This window comes from Flavobacterium xueshanense, assembly GCF_900112975.1.
GTDB lineage: Bacteria > Bacteroidota > Bacteroidia > Flavobacteriales > Flavobacteriaceae > Flavobacterium > Flavobacterium xueshanense.
In genome coordinates this window covers 63,340-79,722 of sequence record NZ_FONQ01000008.1, presented here as the reverse complement: position 1 = coordinate 79,722, position 16,383 = coordinate 63,340, and the positions used below count along the sequence as shown (strand labels likewise).

12 protein-coding genes and 2 pseudogenes are annotated in these 16,383 nt (G+C 34.5%); 9 read left to right on the top strand and 5 right to left on the bottom strand.

The window, feature by feature from the left end; genetic code table 11:
- Positions 1-24 precede the first annotated feature (24 nt).
- Positions 25-1,101 (bottom strand): annotated as a pseudogene (locus tag BMZ76_RS09195) (serine hydrolase domain-containing protein).
- A 241-nt stretch (positions 1,102-1,342) separates the two neighbouring features.
- On the opposite strand from BMZ76_RS09195, the gene BMZ76_RS09190 reads away from it, so the two are divergent.
- The 4 genes and pseudogenes from BMZ76_RS09190 (at position 1,343) to BMZ76_RS16125 (ending at position 3,180) form a co-directional block, all read left to right on the top strand.
- Entirely contained in the window at positions 1,343-1,783 is a 441-nt protein-coding gene (locus BMZ76_RS09190; RefSeq protein WP_091205211.1) for a hypothetical protein, read from the top strand.
- Positions 1,764-2,060: a DciA family protein gene (locus BMZ76_RS09185; RefSeq protein ID WP_073355171.1), complete on the top strand. Its 297-nt coding sequence runs from the start codon at positions 1,764-1,766 to the stop codon at positions 2,058-2,060. The genes BMZ76_RS09190 and BMZ76_RS09185 overlap by 20 nt, the downstream gene beginning before the upstream one ends.
- 146 nt (positions 2,061-2,206) lie before the next feature.
- Positions 2,207-2,419, top strand: coding sequence for a catalase (locus BMZ76_RS09180; protein WP_091205208.1), 213 nt, complete (start codon positions 2,207-2,209; stop codon positions 2,417-2,419).
- Between the two features lie 116 nt (positions 2,420-2,535).
- A pseudogene (locus BMZ76_RS16125) lies at positions 2,536-3,180 on the top strand (catalase).
- A 353-nt stretch (positions 3,181-3,533) separates the two neighbouring features.
- On the opposite strand, the gene purU reads toward BMZ76_RS16125, so the two are convergent.
- Complete coding sequence (gene purU / locus BMZ76_RS09165) at positions 3,534-4,388, bottom strand: formyltetrahydrofolate deformylase (RefSeq protein ID WP_091205201.1); 855 nt, start codon at positions 4,386-4,388, stop codon at positions 3,534-3,536.
- Positions 4,389-4,511: 123 nt separating this feature from the next.
- Positions 4,512-5,219: a DUF4197 domain-containing protein gene (locus BMZ76_RS09160; protein ID WP_091205200.1), complete on the bottom strand. Its 708-nt coding sequence runs from the start codon at positions 5,217-5,219 to the stop codon at positions 4,512-4,514.
- 286 nt (positions 5,220-5,505) lie between these two features.
- On the opposite strand from BMZ76_RS09160, the gene BMZ76_RS09155 reads away from it, so the two are divergent.
- Both BMZ76_RS09155 and BMZ76_RS09150 read left to right on the top strand, forming a co-directional pair.
- Complete coding sequence (locus tag BMZ76_RS09155; protein WP_091205197.1) at positions 5,506-8,958, top strand: methylmalonyl-CoA mutase family protein; 3,453 nt, start codon at positions 5,506-5,508, stop codon at positions 8,956-8,958.
- Between the two features lie 194 nt (positions 8,959-9,152).
- Positions 9,153-10,019, top strand: coding sequence for an alpha/beta hydrolase (locus tag BMZ76_RS09150; RefSeq protein ID WP_091205194.1), 867 nt, complete (start codon positions 9,153-9,155; stop codon positions 10,017-10,019).
- 98 nt (positions 10,020-10,117) lie between these two features.
- On the opposite strand, the gene BMZ76_RS09145 is transcribed toward BMZ76_RS09150, so the two are convergent.
- Positions 10,118-10,690: a DUF1543 domain-containing protein gene (locus BMZ76_RS09145; protein ID WP_091205192.1), complete on the bottom strand. Its 573-nt coding sequence runs from the start codon at positions 10,688-10,690 to the stop codon at positions 10,118-10,120.
- A gap of 87 nt (positions 10,691-10,777) precedes the next feature.
- Between BMZ76_RS09145 and BMZ76_RS09140 the strand changes: the two genes are divergently transcribed.
- Complete coding sequence (locus BMZ76_RS09140) at positions 10,778-11,278, top strand: hypothetical protein (RefSeq protein ID WP_091205188.1); 501 nt, start codon at positions 10,778-10,780, stop codon at positions 11,276-11,278.
- An 81-nt stretch (positions 11,279-11,359) separates the two neighbouring features.
- Here the strand turns inward: BMZ76_RS09140 and BMZ76_RS09135 are convergent, their stop codons facing one another.
- A complete protein-coding gene (locus BMZ76_RS09135; protein WP_091205185.1) occupies positions 11,360-12,307 on the bottom strand; it encodes a TerC family protein in 948 nt (315 codons plus the stop codon).
- A 290-nt stretch (positions 12,308-12,597) separates the two neighbouring features.
- On the opposite strand from BMZ76_RS09135, the gene BMZ76_RS09130 reads away from it, so the two are divergent.
- Positions 12,598-14,787, top strand: coding sequence for a glutamine synthetase III family protein (locus tag BMZ76_RS09130; RefSeq protein ID WP_091205183.1), 2,190 nt, complete (start codon positions 12,598-12,600; stop codon positions 14,785-14,787).
- Between the two features lie 642 nt (positions 14,788-15,429).
- A complete protein-coding gene (locus BMZ76_RS09125) occupies positions 15,430-16,320 on the top strand; it encodes a hypothetical protein (RefSeq protein ID WP_091205181.1) in 891 nt (296 codons plus the stop codon).
- Positions 16,321-16,383 lie beyond the last annotated feature (63 nt).

The window sequence follows — 16,383 nt, the reverse complement described above, 5'->3', positions numbered from 1 at the left end:
GAAACGTTTGAAAACTAAGTAAGTTTATTGGTATAAAGCACTAATTTTTTGCCACAAAATTTCATCAAAATCGGATAAAGTAAAAGTTGGATTATTTGGATTTGCAGCATCTCCCGTTCTGATGACGACCATTTTTTTGCTTGGAATAATATAGATTTTTTGATCGTATTTCCCCAGTGCCATAAACATATCGGCTGGTGCTGTTGGTATTAAACTGCCATTAAATTGCAGTTGACTTTGTGGTAAATGATAGCTTGATTTTCCATTTAGCCACCATAAATAGCCGTATCCCAGATTTATAGTTTGTGAAGTGTTTGTAGCTTCATTTAAATTGTTCTCATTCACTCTCGTGTTGCTTTCCCATTTTCCTTTGTTGCAGATTTACAAGCCAAAGCGTGCCATGGAGCGAGTATTACTTCCATAAACAGAATTAGTACTTAATTGAAACCATGCGCCTTCCATTCCTATTTTATTTTTTAATTTGGTACTGAAATAGGTATTCCAAGTTTGACCGCTGGCTAAAGCAATCACATCCTGTAATTTTACATATACATTATGATACGCCCAACGTATTCCTGCATCCGCTTTATATTTTAGGTTTGCTGGATTAACGTCATCCGTGCTGTCATCTAATCCGGAAGTCATAGTTAGTAAATGTTTGTTTGTAATCAAATTTTCTTTGGCTAAAGGCAAACTCGTCCAACCAGTTCCTATGTATTGCGAAACTTTATTGTTGATTTTGATTAGGTTTTCTTGTTGTGCAATTCCTGTTACAGCTGATGTCAGCGTTTTTCCGGCGCTAGCCCAATACCAAAAAGCATTGGCGTCATTACCGTTGAAATACTGTTCCATTACGATTCTACCGTTGACAAGAATGATGAAAGATTTTGAATTTTTGAGTTCCAAATAATCCAATAGCGGTTGTACGGCAATTTGTTTCCAACCTAAACTCGCTATTGATTTTGTTTCCCAAGTTGTGTTTGTTAAAGGTGGTAAATAGAACGTTTCTGTATGCGTTGGAGTTGGATTTGGTTCAACAGTATCGGAACTGCAGCCACTACAAAATAGTAAGATGAGGAAACAGTAAATTATTTTTGACATCTTGCTACTGATTTATTTCTAATTTGTTTAAGACCAAAAATATAGAAAATAGTTTAATGTGTTTCTGCTATTTTTGTTTTCTTTGAATTTAATAAGAGTAACTTTGTAGTATAAAATAAAGTTGTTGTTTCCTCAAATTACCTAGCCCTGATTGAAGCGGAAATCCTTTTTAGCCGCTTTTTTTGCGGATACAAAGATTGAAGCGGAAAGCAGGAAACAGCTCCTAAAAAATAATAATTAGATGAAAAAAACTTACAGCATTCTTTTGATAGCATTTCTTTTTGTGGCTTGTCAGCAAAAGATAAAACCAGAAGATATTTCAAAAATAAACGGATATTGGGAGGTTGAAAAGGTTGTTTTTGATTCCATAAAGGATAAGGAATACAAGGTGAACGAAGTATATGATTATTTTGAAATAGAGAAAAGTAAAGGGATTCGGAAGAAAGTGATGCCGCAATTGGACGGGACTTTTTTAGTGAATGATGCTTATGAAAACGTAACGGTTCGATTTGATGGCGGAAAAGTATTCTTGGACTATTCGACACCGTACATGAAGTGGAGTGAAGAATTGATTGCCTTGTCAGCGGAAGAATTAGTGCTGTTGAATAAGGAAAAAATAGAATATCATTACAAAAAAGCAACTCCGATAAATTTACTGGGCGATGGCAAAACGACTAAATAATCAGAGTACGATAGGGGATGTTTTGAAACAAATTATCCAAGTGAATAAACTGCAACCCGGAATGGATCAAATTGACGTGAAAGACGCGTGGAAAAATCTAATGGGCAATGGTGTCAACAGTTATACGAACAATGTAGTTTTGAAAGGAAGTACGTTGTATGTAGAGTTAACTTCGTCCGTTTTACGGGAAGAATTAAGCCACGGAAAGTCCAAAATTGTTGCTATGATTAATGAGGAATTAAGACGTGATGTAGTGAAGGATGTGGTTTTGAGATAGTTCATAAGTGCTCCGTTTTCAATTTTCGATGCTCAGTGTCCAGTAGTAAATAAAAAAGATACTTGCTACTTTAATTTATTTCTTAGCATAGATAATCAGATAGGTTTGCAATATAAATAAATATTTAATTTGTGAAAATTATTTAAATTTTTGGTAAAATATCGGTGCTGTGGCGCGAAAGAGGTTCAGCGGATAAGAAAAGAGATCAACTGGGTTTTGGCATAAAGTTTTATACCGAAGACGACAATTGGGATTTAGTGGGCAATAATGCGCGTGTTTTCTTTGTCAAAAATCCTAAAAAAGTGGTGATTTTATTCATACCTAAAAACGATTTCCGCATATTAGTATCAAATTGCTAACGATAATGTGGGATTACTGGTCGTTAAATCTTGAGAGTAAGCAACGGGTGTTGATTTCAATGTAGGACAGAAGAACACCTTATGGCTAAATTCAAATGCGCGATTTTTAGGATCATATTTTTTCGATAATTAATGCTGTGAATGAACGCACTTATGTTAAATTTCATTTTAAAACCGCACAAGGAATTAGGAATTTTATGATTGAAGAAACAGCCGAAATGAAATTGCATGATATGGATTTTGCACAGCGCGATTTGTTTAAAAATATTGCTGTTGGAGATTTTCCACAATGGAATTTGCAGATTCAAATCATGACCGAAGAACAAGCGAATTCCTAAAACTATTATTTAAATCCATTTGATATAAAGAATTTGTGGCCTCAAGACGATTTTCAGTAGATTAACGTTGGTTTTTTAAATTTAAATCAAAATCCACATAATTATTCTTAAGATATTGAGCAAGTTGCATTTGCAATGGCGCATGCGGTTGACGAAATTGGACATTCACCTGATAAAATGTTGCAAGGAAGACTCTTGTTCTATCCTGATGCGCAACGCCATCGTTTGGGAACCAATTATGAGCAAATTTCGGTAAACCGTTGTCCATTTGCAACCCATAATTATCAGCGGAATGGACAAATGCGAGTGAATGGGAATGGCGGCAGTAATCCGAATTGTTTACCAAATAGTTTTGATGCTATCAAAATTGACCAAGCATATAAAGAACCACTAATGGAAATTTTTAGTGATTTTGCGGGTTAGTACGACAGAAATTGCGAAGGAGAAAATGATCATTGAACGCAACGGGGAAATTTATTTAAAATCATGACTCCAGAGTAACAACAAAATACGATACACAGTGGTATTGCTCACATGTCTGGCATTGACGGTTTTAAAAAAGACAAAATAGTAAACCGTTAATTGTGTCATTGGTATCGAGTTGACGGACGTTTAGGTGCTCGAATTGCTACCGGATCAGGCGTTGATATTGACTTACTAGAAAGATAAAGATGATGTAGAATTTAAATATAAAATGCTCAACAAAAGCGAGCATTTTTTTAGTAATCGTGATCGATTATTTCTTTCTCTCCGAAGAAGAGGGCAGAGGTGAGGATTTATAAAAACACCACCGTTTTATTGTCATAAACCATTGTTTTTCTTTCGGCATGCAGTTTTATGGCCCTCGCTAAAACCATGCGTTCCAGATCGCGCCCTTTCATAATAAAATTTTCTATAGAATGACTGTGTGAAACTCGGGCAATATCTTGCTCGATAATCGGACCTTCATCCAATCCTTCGGTTACATAATGACTGGTGGCACCAATGATTTTTACACCTCGTTTAAAAGCCGAATGATAGGGTTTTGCTCCGGGAAATGCTGGAAGAAAGGAATGATGAATATTGATAATTTGATTCTTGTATTGCGCAATCAAATTGGGTGTGATAATCTGCATGTAGCGTGCCAAAACAATAAAATCAACATTATATTGTTTCAGTAAATCCAACTGCTTTTGTTCGCCTTCGGCCTTAATATCTTTAGTAAAAGGAACATAATGAAACGGAATTGAAAAACGTTCCGCCACTGATCTTAATTCTTCATGGTTACTTATGATCAAAGGAATTTCAAGAGGCAATTCACCAGCGCTGTAGCGTCCTAAAATATCATACAGACAATGGTCATATTTAGAAACAAACAAAGCCATTTTTGGTTTTTCGTCTTGGGTATACATTTCCCAGGACATGCTAAACGGGGTTGCTAGATTGGCTTGAAAATCAGTTTTAATAGCGTGAATATCCCAGTTTTTAGCATTGAATTCACATTCCAAACGCATGAAAAATACATTTTCATCCGCATCTACATGTTGGTCAAGATAAATTATATTACCATCAATAGAGGCAATATAATTCGTAACGGAGGCAATAATTGCTTTTTGATCTTTGCAATGGATTAGGATTGTAATTTTTTGCATTTTATGTGTTTCTTTCAGCTTCGTTTTTTAGCGTGATCTGTATTTACAGATCTAAGCATATTTGTTTTTATAAAAAGTATAATTTGGCTGTTTTTTGTTAAAAAAAAACAGCCAAATTTCAATCTATCTGTTATCCTGCATTGCAAAAACTTTCTGCAATAAAACAGATGTTCTTGAACTTATATTGGTTCTAATGTTTTTCTCCTCAATGGCAACCATTTTAAAAACGCCATTCAGTGCTTGATTGGTAACATAATCCGTCAAGTCAGGATTCACTTTATTCACTAAAGGAATGCTGTTGTATTTTGTAATAATGTTGGTCCAAACTTTATCGGCACCTACTTTAGTGAATGAATTTTTAATCACAGGATTAAATTTTCCGTACAAAGCAGTCGAAGTGCTGTTTTGTAAATAATTCGTAGCGGAACTTTCATTTCCCATCAAAATCGTTTTGGCATGCATAAAAGTCATGTTTCTAACGGCGTCTACAAATATTGGAGTCGCTTCCTTCACCGCATCTTCAGCAGCACGATTCAATACTTTAAGACCTTCATCAGCCAAAGAGCTTAATCCAATTCTTCTCAAACCCGCGTCTACTTTTCTCAATTCTTCCGGCAATAAAATTTTCACGGCTTCATTTCTGTAAAAACCATCGGTGGTAGTCAATTTTGTCACTTGTTTGGAAATCCCATTATTCAACGCTTCTTTTAAACCACCAGCAATATCCACACCACCAATTCCTTGTGTTTGGGGGAATTGATTCAAAACTTGTTGCATTTCGGCACAACTCGAAAGGGAAATTGCTACCGCTAAAATTAAAATTTTCTTCATCGTAATTATTTTATTAGTTTACTTCGTGTGTTTGCCATTTGGCATTTGTAAAAATACTGTTTATTCAAAAACAAAGCCAACTATTCTTTAGGAGCACAAATTTTGGTTTTATTAATCGTAATTTGTCCCGCTTTCCGCTGTATCCTCGCCAAAAAAAGCGAGGGATGCCGCTTCAATCGGGGCTAGGTAACAAAATTCTTCCTTATTTATTAACAACCAGCAGCAACATCAAATTATTTTTAAAATAAAATTGTAAATTGCAGTCTTAAATTATCATATTCATAAAATGGAACAACAAAAACCATATATCCCTAACAATAAAGTAAGAATTGTAACCGCTGCAGCTCTTTTTGACGGTCACGATGCCGCAATCAACATCATGCGTAGAATTATTCAGTCTACAGGTGTTGAGGTGATCCATTTAGGTCACGACCGCAGTGTCGAAGAAGTTGTAAACACAGCTATCCAAGAAGATGCAAATGCAATCGCTATAACTTCCTATCAAGGAGGACATAACGAATATTTCAAATACATGTATGACTTGCTTCAAGAAAAAGGAGCAGGGCAAATCAAGATATTTGGTGGTGGTGGAGGCGTAATTCTGCCGTCTGAAATAGCCGAATTGCAAGCGTACGGAATTACGAGAATTTATGCTCCGGATGACGGACGTGCAATGGGATTGCAGGGAATGATAAACGATTTAGTACAACAATCCGATTATCCGGTTGGAGATAAACTAACGGATGAAATTAATCATTTAGAAGAGAAAAATCCAAAAGCAATTGCCCGCATTATATCATCAGCTGAGAATTTCCCCGATATTGCAGCCAAAACATTGGAAGCCATCCAAAAAAAGAATCTGGATTGTAAAACTCCAGTTCTAGGAATTACAGGAACGGGCGGAGCAGGAAAATCTTCGTTGGTAGATGAACTAGTACGTCGTTTTCTAATCGATTTCCCCGAAAAAACTATCGGATTAATATCGGTTGACCCATCCAAAAGAAAAACCGGTGGAGCACTTCTAGGTGACAGAATCCGAATGAATGCAATCAATAATCCCCGTGTTTACATGCGTTCATTGGCTACTCGTCAATCGAATTTGGCTTTGTCTAAATATGTTGCTGATGCGATTCAAGTAATCAAAGCGGCAAATTATGACATTATAATTCTGGAGACTTCTGGAATTGGGCAATCCGATACGGAGATTATGGACCATTCCGATGTCTCTTTATATGTAATGACACCTGAATTTGGTGCTGCAACGCAATTGGAAAAAATCGACATGCTTGATTTTGCTGATTTGGTAGCAATAAACAAATTTGACAAACGCGGTTCTTTGGATGCATTAAGAGACGTAAAAAAACAGTACCAACGCAACCACAATCTATGGGATGCTAATTTAGATACACTTCCTGTTTTTGGAACCATTGCTTCGCAGTTCAACGACCCGGGAATGAATACGCTGTACAAAGCGATTATGGACAAAGTTCATGAAAAAACGAATTCTGATTTGAAATCTACGTTCCAAATCACTCGTGAAATGAGCGAAAAGATTTTTGTTATTCCACCACACAGAACACGTTACTTGTCTGAAATTGCTGAAAGCAACCGGAAATATGATGATACGGCAGTTAGTCAGGAACAAGTGGCTCAAAAATTATATGGGATTTACAAAACGATTGAAACGGTTGCCAAGAAATTACCTGAAATAAACAAAGCAGGAATTAATGACGATTCGGTTTTGCCGACGGTTTTAGAATCTGAAAAAGTTGGTGCGGCTGAGGACAAAATCTTTTTGAACCTTTTACTAAATCAATTCGATAAAGTGAAAATGGATTTGGATCCGTACAATTGGGAAATCATTTTGACTTGGGACGAGAAAGTAAACAAGTACAAGAATCCAGTTTATATCTTTAAAGTTCGTGACAGGGAAATAAAAATGGCTACACATACAGAGTCACTTTCACATTCTCAAATTCCGAAAATCGCGTTACCAAAGTACAAAGCTTGGGGTGATATTTTACGTTGGTGTTTGCAGGAAAATGTTCCTGGAGAATTTCCTTTTACGGCAGGATTGTATCCTTTCAAACGCGAAGGAGAAGATCCTTCTCGTATGTTTGCCGGAGAAGGCGGACCGGAAAGAACCAACAAACGTTTTCATTATGTAAGTGCGGGTTTGCCTGCAAAACGATTGTCAACGGCTTTTGACAGTGTAACTTTATACGGAAACGACCCACATGTACGTCCTGATATTTATGGAAAAATAGGTAATGCCGGAGTTTCTATTTGCTGTTTGGATGATGCCAAAAAATTATATTCTGGTTTTGATTTGGTTCATGCCATGACTTCGGTGAGTATGACTATTAATGGACCGGCACCCATGTTATTAGGTTTTTTCATGAATGCTGCGATTGACCAGCAATGTGAGTTTTACATCAAAGAAAATGATCTTGAAAAAGAAGTTGAGGTAAAAATCAACAAAATATATGCAGCAAAAGGAGTCGAAAGGCCGCATTACCAAGGTGATTTACCTGCAGGGAATAACGGTTTAGGGTTGATGCTTTTGGGAGTTACCGGAGATCAGGTTTTACCTTTGGAGGTCTACAACGAAATTAAAGCAAGAACATTATCTCAAGTTCGTGGAACCGTTCAGGCTGATATTTTGAAAGAAGATCAGGCACAAAACACTTGTATTTTTTCTACTGAATTTGCGTTGCGATTGATGGGTGACGTTCAGGAATATTTCATTATTAAGAATGTTAGAAACTTTTATTCGGTTTCTATTTCAGGATATCATATTGCTGAAGCTGGAGCAAATCCGATCACGCAATTGGCTTTCACACTTTCAAATGGTTTCACGTACGTGGAATATTATTTGAGTCGTGGTATGAATATTAATGATTTTGGGCCCAACTTATCCTTCTTCTTTTCGAATGGTGTAGATCCGGAATATGCAGTTATTGGTCGTGTAGCGCGTAAAATTTGGGCGAAAGCCATGAAAAATAAATACGGAGCTAACGAACGTGCGCAAATGTTGAAATACCATATTCAGACTTCTGGACGTTCACTTCACGCACAAGAAATTGATTTCAATGATATTCGTACTACATTACAAGCTTTGTATGCGATTTATGATAACTGTAATTCCTTGCATACCAATGCGTATGACGAAGCAATCACAACGCCTACCGAAGAATCTGTACGACGTGCCATGGCGATTCAGTTGATTATTAATAAAGAATTAGGTCTTGCCAAAAACGAAAATCCAATTCAAGGTGCTTTCATTATCGAAGAGCTAACGGATTTAGTGGAAGGAGCAGTTTTACTCGAATTCGACCGTATTACAGAACGAGGTGGGGTTCTTGGCGCCATGGAAACGATGTACCAACGTTCTAAAATTCAGGAAGAAAGTTTGTATTATGAGACTTTGAAACATACAGGTGAATTTCCAATTATTGGGGTAAATACATTTTTGAGTTCTAAAGGTTCTCCAACGGTGATTCCAGCCGAAGTAATTCGTGCCACCGAAGAAGAAAAACAATACCAAATTGATATGTTGAATCATTTACACCAATCCAATCAGGATTTAGTAAACGAACATTTAAATACGCTTCAGGAAGCAGCCATCAAAAACGAAAACTTATTCGAACATTTAATGGAAGCAACGAAGGTTTGTTCTTTAGGGCAAATTACTTCGGCTTTATTTGAAGTGGGCGGACAATACAGACGTAATATGTAAGTAGAGAACCACTTTTTGGATAGCAAAAAGTGTGTGAATCGTTTATTCCGCTCATGTGCGGGCGTGATCTACATATAAATTTTTTAAAAGACCTTTCAGCAATGAGAGGTCTTTTTTAGTTCAGGTCATTACCGTAGCTTCATTTTATTTATTCTAAAGTAGTATATTTACATTTTACCTTAAAACCGAATAGTATGAAAAAATTTCAAATTGTATTCTTATTTTTTCTTCTTGGTCATGTTGTTGTTTCTTATGCAGCAAAAGCCGATACGTTGCAAATTCCTAGTATGGTAATGAATAAAACATATAAAGCTGCGATAGTTTTACCAAATTCTTATGCTAATAGCAAAGTGAATTACCCAGTTCTTTATCTATTGCATGGTGCTTATGGTCATTTTAATGATTGGCTGTCTAAAACTCCGGATAAGAATGTACTACACAATTTAGCCGATCAGTATAATATTATAATCGTAATGCCGGAAGGAGAAACATTCAGTTTTTATCTGGATAGTCCCGTGAATAAAGGCAGTCAGTTTGAAACATATATTACAAAAGAAGTAATTCAGAAAATAGATAATTCTTATCGAACAATAAATGACAGAAAAGGACGTGTAATTACGGGACTTTCGATGGGCGGTCACGGAGCATTATATCTTTCGACAAAGCACCCGGAACTTTTTTGTGCTGCAGGAAGTATGAGTGGAGCAGTAGATATGGGAAGCATGATTAATCCGGAATCTAAGGAAAGAGTAACTAAATTAATGGAGCCAGTTTTTGGAATTAGCGGTGCACCCCAGGAAGTATATGCCTCGAATGCCGTTTTGAATATGGTGGACAAAATAAAAAGCAACAAACTAGAATTGATTATCGATTGCGGTGTGGATGATTTTCTGATTGAATCCAATCGCGAGTTACACAGAAGACTTGTTTATAATAAAGTTTCTCATGATTATACAGAACGTCCAGGTGCGCATACTTGGGAATATTGGGAAAATGCTTTACTCGCTCATGTGCTGTTTTTTAATAAAATTTTAAAAAATAATGCTGCAGTGGTGAAATAAACTTCGTATTCTTGAAAAATTTAAAAGGCCTTTCAAATGATAGTATTGAAAGGCCTTACTGTTGTAATCAATTGAAAAAAGTTCAAATGGTGATTAATTTAATCTTTAATTTTTTTTAATTTTAAATAGCCTATATTTAGCGTATTTTGTTCTAATTGAATTTCAGACTTGGTGATTTTTAACGAATATAAAGCTTTGAATTGCGATGGCAGCATGTCTGCAACATTATAAATATCGTCTACATCAATTCCATATTGATCGTCAATATGTGAAGGTGCATCTTTGAAACCACAATGTTTGTAAAATGCAGTTTTTTTTGATTTTTTTGATGCCAATGCTAAACTAGTTGCAACTGTAATCATTTTATAATGGTACTCTTCAAATTCATTTTCTTTGTAACCTCCTAAATTGATGAAAAATAATTGTTCTGGAGTAACTTGCGCTTCAGTATTTTTTGGAACAATTTCAATAGAGAAGTCATCAACTACAGAAACTTCTCGCCAGGCATCAATATGAATTTTACCTTTGGCTTCTGGCCAAAAAAGATTTATATGCGGAATCAATTCTTTTAAGGATTTACTAATTCCAAAAAAAATATCATGCTGTTCTGTAAACCGTCCTTCTGGAATACAGCCTAGCATTATCATGTATAATTTAAATTCTTTTTCCATAATTCAAAAGTACATTATTTTGTAAAATAAAGTTTGGCACAATTCGTGGATAGAGTCTTTTAAGATAAATTATAAAAACGATAAAGAATGAAAAAAATTACCTTATTTTTAGTTTTCATCGGGATGATGGCACTACAAAGTTGTGAAGTGACCGAAGTATATGATGATGTGGATAATGGACCAAGAACTGAAGTGTTTGAAGTTACGACTTCATTTAATTATAATAATAATTACAATAGTTTGGTCGTATTTGATCCACCAATTTATTCCTCTGATTCTGTTTTAGTATATCATTTGTATGATACGGTAAATGGACAAGATATATGGAAGCTAATGCCTCAAACGTATTATTTTAATGATGGCGGTGAATTAGATTTCAATTTTGATTATTCTAGATTCAACGTAAATATCTTTCTTTCGGCTAATTTTAGTCTTAATACTGTACCGTCGAGTTGGACACAAAATCAAACTTTTAGAATCGTAATCATACCAGGTAGTTTTGCTAAAACGGTAAATAAGAACAATATTGATTCTGTAATGTCAGCGTTAAATGTTAACAACAGTGAGATAAAGAAAGTGAATTTGTAATAATTGATTGTTTGATATTAAAACAAAAAAGGGAAATCGCAATATGATTTCTCTTTTTTTTATGGTGTAGTTTCTGGAGTTTTAGACGAATTCTTTACTGCTTTTTCGCAAGGAAACAACAATTCCTAAAATAAGGGCAATTGCTATAAATGCTAATGATCCCCATTCCGGAATTTCAATAAAATCATGAAGTAACATCTTAAGGCCCACAAAACTTAGAATTGCAATTAAACTGTATTCTAAATAACTGAATTTAGCTAACATATTAGCGAGGAAGAAATACATGGATCGCAATCCTAAAATGGCAAATATATTAGAACTAAAAACTAAAAAAGGATCGTTTGTGATGGCTAAGATTGCGGGAACGCTGTCAATAGCAAATACTACATCCATAACTTCAATTACTACTAATGCAACAAACAGAGGCGTTGCAGCTGTGATATGTCTTCTTTTCACAAAAAAATGCTCCTCATCAATATGATTAGAAATTGGCATTATTTTTTTGAGTGTTTTATATACAAATGATTTTTTCGGTTGGAACTGCTCATCCTCGCCACTAAACAACATTTTCATCGCAGTGTAGATTAGGAAAGCACCAAAAACGTAGGTCGTCCAAGAAAACTTATTGATTAGCATAACCCCAAAGAATATCATTAATCCTCTGAAAATTATGGCTCCTAATATTCCCCAAAACAATACACGATGTTGGTATTTCTGTGGAATTTTAAAAGCAGCAAAGATAATTGCAATCACAAATATGTTGTCAATACTTAATGATAATTCAATCAAATAACCAGTGATGAATTTTATTGCGGCTGTTGTGGGTTTCAGATTATCTGGATTAGCGAGATAATCTGTAGTATAGAGCCAATAAACTACACCGGAGAACATAAATGATAATGCGACCCATATTGCGGTCCATTTTCCTGCTTCTTTAGAGCTTATAATATGTGGCGTTTTATTAAAAACGCCTAAATCAAGTGCTAAAAAAATTAAAACAGCGCTTAAAAAAGAAATCCAGACAATCATAAAATTGGTATTTATATTTGCGTAAAGATACTTTTTGATTTTTGAACTTTAATAGATATTTCAAGGAAAAATGGACAGCTCATATTCTTTTAGTTTTTTTTTAGAATTTGTGACTTAAAAAATATGAGCCATTAAAATTACCAAGTTCTGATTTTTGATACTTTTTTTTATGAATTTGATAAATTTTTTATAATAGCCCGTAAAAATTGGTGGTAAAATTTTATAAAAGTAATAATTAATTTATATTTGCATCAAAATAATAGGGGTCTAATTAATTAAAATCAATTTTTATGTCAACATTACGTTTTCAAGCTTTGAGAGAAGCATCGACTAGAAAGCCAGTTAAATTTGAAGAATCAGATAGGAAATCAACTATTTTTGGTGCAAACGTTTTTAATGACAAAGCAATGAAGCAATATTTAACTTCAGATGCTTTTAAAGGCGTGCGAGATGCAGTACAGCATGGAACTAAAATAGACAGAAAATTAGCAGATTATATCGCTATGGGTATGAAAGAGTGGGCCTTGGCTAAGGGAGTTACTCATTATACACATTGGTTTCAACCACTTACAGGAACCACTGCCGAAAAACATGATGCTTTCTTTGAAACATCTTATGATGGTAGTGATCCAGTAGAAAAATTTGGTGGTGCTCAATTGGTACAACAAGAGCCTGATGCTTCTAGTTTCCCGAATGGTGGAATTAGAAATACATTTGAAGCAAGAGGATATACCGCTTGGGATCCAACATCGCCAGCGTTTATTTTCGGAACAACATTATGTATCCCTACCGTTTTTATTTCTTACACAGGAGAAGCTCTAGATTATAAAACACCTTTGTTGAGAGCATTAACCGTTATGGACGAAGCTGCCACTGAAGTATGTAAATATTTTGACAAAAATGTAAAAAAGGTTACTGCAACTTTAGGTTGGGAACAAGAGTATTTCTTAGTAGACAGAGCGTTAGCAAATTCTCGTCCGGACCTTATTATGACAGGAAGAACTTTGCTAGGGCATACTTCTGCAAAAGGACAGCAATTGGATGACCATTATTTTGGATCAATTCCAACACGTGCTTTAACGTACATGAGAGATTTAGAGCAAGAATGTATGTTGTTAGGTATTCCTGTAAAAACACGTCATAATGAAGTAGCGCCAAACCAATTTGAGTTGGCACCTATTTTTGAAGAAACAAACCTGGCAGTAGATCACAACTGTTTGTTGATGGACGTGATGCAAAAAGTGGCTGAACGTCATGAATTGAAAGTTTTGTTCCATGAAAAACCTTTCAAAGGAGTGAATGGTTCAGGAAAACACAATAACTGGTCATTAGCTACTGATACTGGTGTAAACTTGTTGAGTCCAAGCAAAACGCCAATGAGTAATTTACAGTTTTTGACTTTCTTTATTAATACGATCAAAGCGGTAAATGATAATGAATCATTATTAAGAGCAGCGATAGCTTCTGCAAGCAATGATCATAGATTAGGTGCAAATGAAGCACCACCGGCAATTATATCAGTATTTATTGGTGGACAATTGACTAAAGTTTTAGCGGAACTAGAAGGCGTAACTACAGGAAAATTGTCTCCAGAAGAAAAAACTGATTTAAAATTAAACGTTGTAGGGAAAATTCCAGATGTTCTTTTGGATAATACAGATAGAAACAGAACTTCTCCATTTGCTTTTACAGGAAATAAATTTGAATTCAGAGCAGTAGGTTCTACGGCTAACTGTTCTAATGCAATGACTACTTTAAACGCAATTGTGGCAAAACAATTAAGAGATTTCAAAGTTGAAGTTGATGCTTTAATTGATTCTAAAGACATGAAGAAAGACGATGCAATCTTCAATGTTTTAAGAGAATATATCAAACAATCTAAAAAAATCCTTTTTGAAGGAGACGGATATAGCGAAGAATGGGAAATTGAGGCCAAGAAAAGAGGCTTGAGTAATTTCAAAACAACTCCTGAAGCATTAAAAGCAAGGGTTTCTAAACAATCTTTGGATTTGTTTTCTGAATTGAATATCATGAACCATATTGAGGTTGAAGCACGATACGAAATTGAATTAGAAGAGTATACAAAGAAAATTCAAATTGAAGGTAGAGTTTTAGGAGATATTTCAAAAAATCACGTAATACCTACAGCAATCCGTTACCAAAATACTTTGATTGCAAATGTAAAAGGACTGAAAGATATTTTTGGAGATGATTTTGAAACGATAGCGAAAGAGCAAATCGTTTTGATCAAAGAAATATCAGGTCATATAGAAGGAATCAATTCTAAAGTTGAGGAAATGACAAATGAGAGAAAGATTGCAAATAACTTGACTGATGCTCAGAAAATGGCAGAAGCATATTGTAATAAAGTAAAACCATATTTTGAAATAATCAGAAATCACTGTGACAAATTAGAGTTGTTGGTAGACAATGAAATCTGGACTTTGACTAAATACAGAGAGTTGTTATTTACTAAGTAGTAAAAAGCACCATTTCATTAAAAATGCCTATCCATTTTGGATAGGCATTTTTTTATGGTTATAACTGAATGTTGACAGTTTTATTTTTCTAGGAATTATTCAGCGCTAATTGTCATTCACTTGTTATTCTTTCATATTTATGAAACACTTCTTGTGAAAAATTATTTAATAAATAATTGCTATTGCATAAAAAATGGAGGTTGTACCAAAAATTTTAACGGCATTTACTATGTAGTTATTTAAAGTGAAGTTTTTCACAATTAGAATAGCAATTAGATAATTACTTTACAAAACTATATTTTTCAATTCACTGTCGTTTAGTTAGATATGTATTTCTGTTTTAGTATTGGTTTTTTACATTTAATATTTGGGAGTATTTTTCTTATTTATTTTTATGTTATTTTAGCTGTTCATCGATATAGATTTACCTTTCATCGAAAATAATTAACTATTTGAAAAACAAGTATATATGCCGTATTATTTTTTTTAAATCTTTTATATCTTTGAAATGTAATACTTCAATAAGAGATACTTTATTATTTTATATCTTGTTATTTATTAACTAAAAAGAGTAATCGCCCCAATTATTTTTTTAAAACCTACATGATAATTTGTATTAACAACCAATTAAATATATTTATTATGAAAAAAGTAGTTTTAAGCATCTCCGCGATGCTATTTGTAGGATCAGTAGCATTCGCTCAGACAGGTGCCGGTCCAGTTGCTGGGGTAAATGGAAGTGTTGTCGCTCAATCTGGATTATCGCAAGATGCATTAGTTGAACAAATGGGAACAAATCAAAAATCAAAAATCAAACAAACAGTTCAAAGTAACGAAGCTGATGTTTTTCAAGGGGCAAAACCGGGTACAATGGGATCTCCAAACAAATCTGCAAGTAATACAGCAGATATTGATCAAGCAGGGATTGACAACAATGCGTTTATTTCTCAAAATAATTGGGATAACAATGCTACACAAAAACAAGTAGGAAACGAGAACGATGCTACAATTTGGCAAGATGAAATTTCAGTTTCTTTATCTTCATTGGTGGGTGATGATACTGCTACTCAAACTCAAACAGGTAATAAAAACAAAGCCACTATTGATCAAGGTACTTCAGGTAATGCGCCAATTCCAACTATGTCAGTTTTTCCACTTATGACTTCACTTACTTCTGCAATACCCTTGGCACCTCATGGAAAAAACGATGCTACGCAAACCCAAAAAGGGAATTTTAATGAAGCATATGCTAGTCAAGGAGGAATGAGAAATAGATCCATTCAAAATCAAGATAGTAATGGTCGTTCGACAAGTGCTTCTGCAAGAAATGTGTCTAACCATTACCAATTTGGAGATGATAATTATGCTATGTCTACTCAAACAGGATACAGAAATCTAGATAATATTCTGCAAGAAGGAACGGGTCATAAGTCATTTACAACTCAATCTACTTCAGTTATTGGAACAGGAAATAATAGTTCTGTATCACAACAAGGTAACAATCATATATCAAATGTTACTCAAAGCAATTAATACAAATATGAAGGACAGGATAGCTCAAAAAAAGATATCCTGTTTTTTTAAATTTTAAAAAAA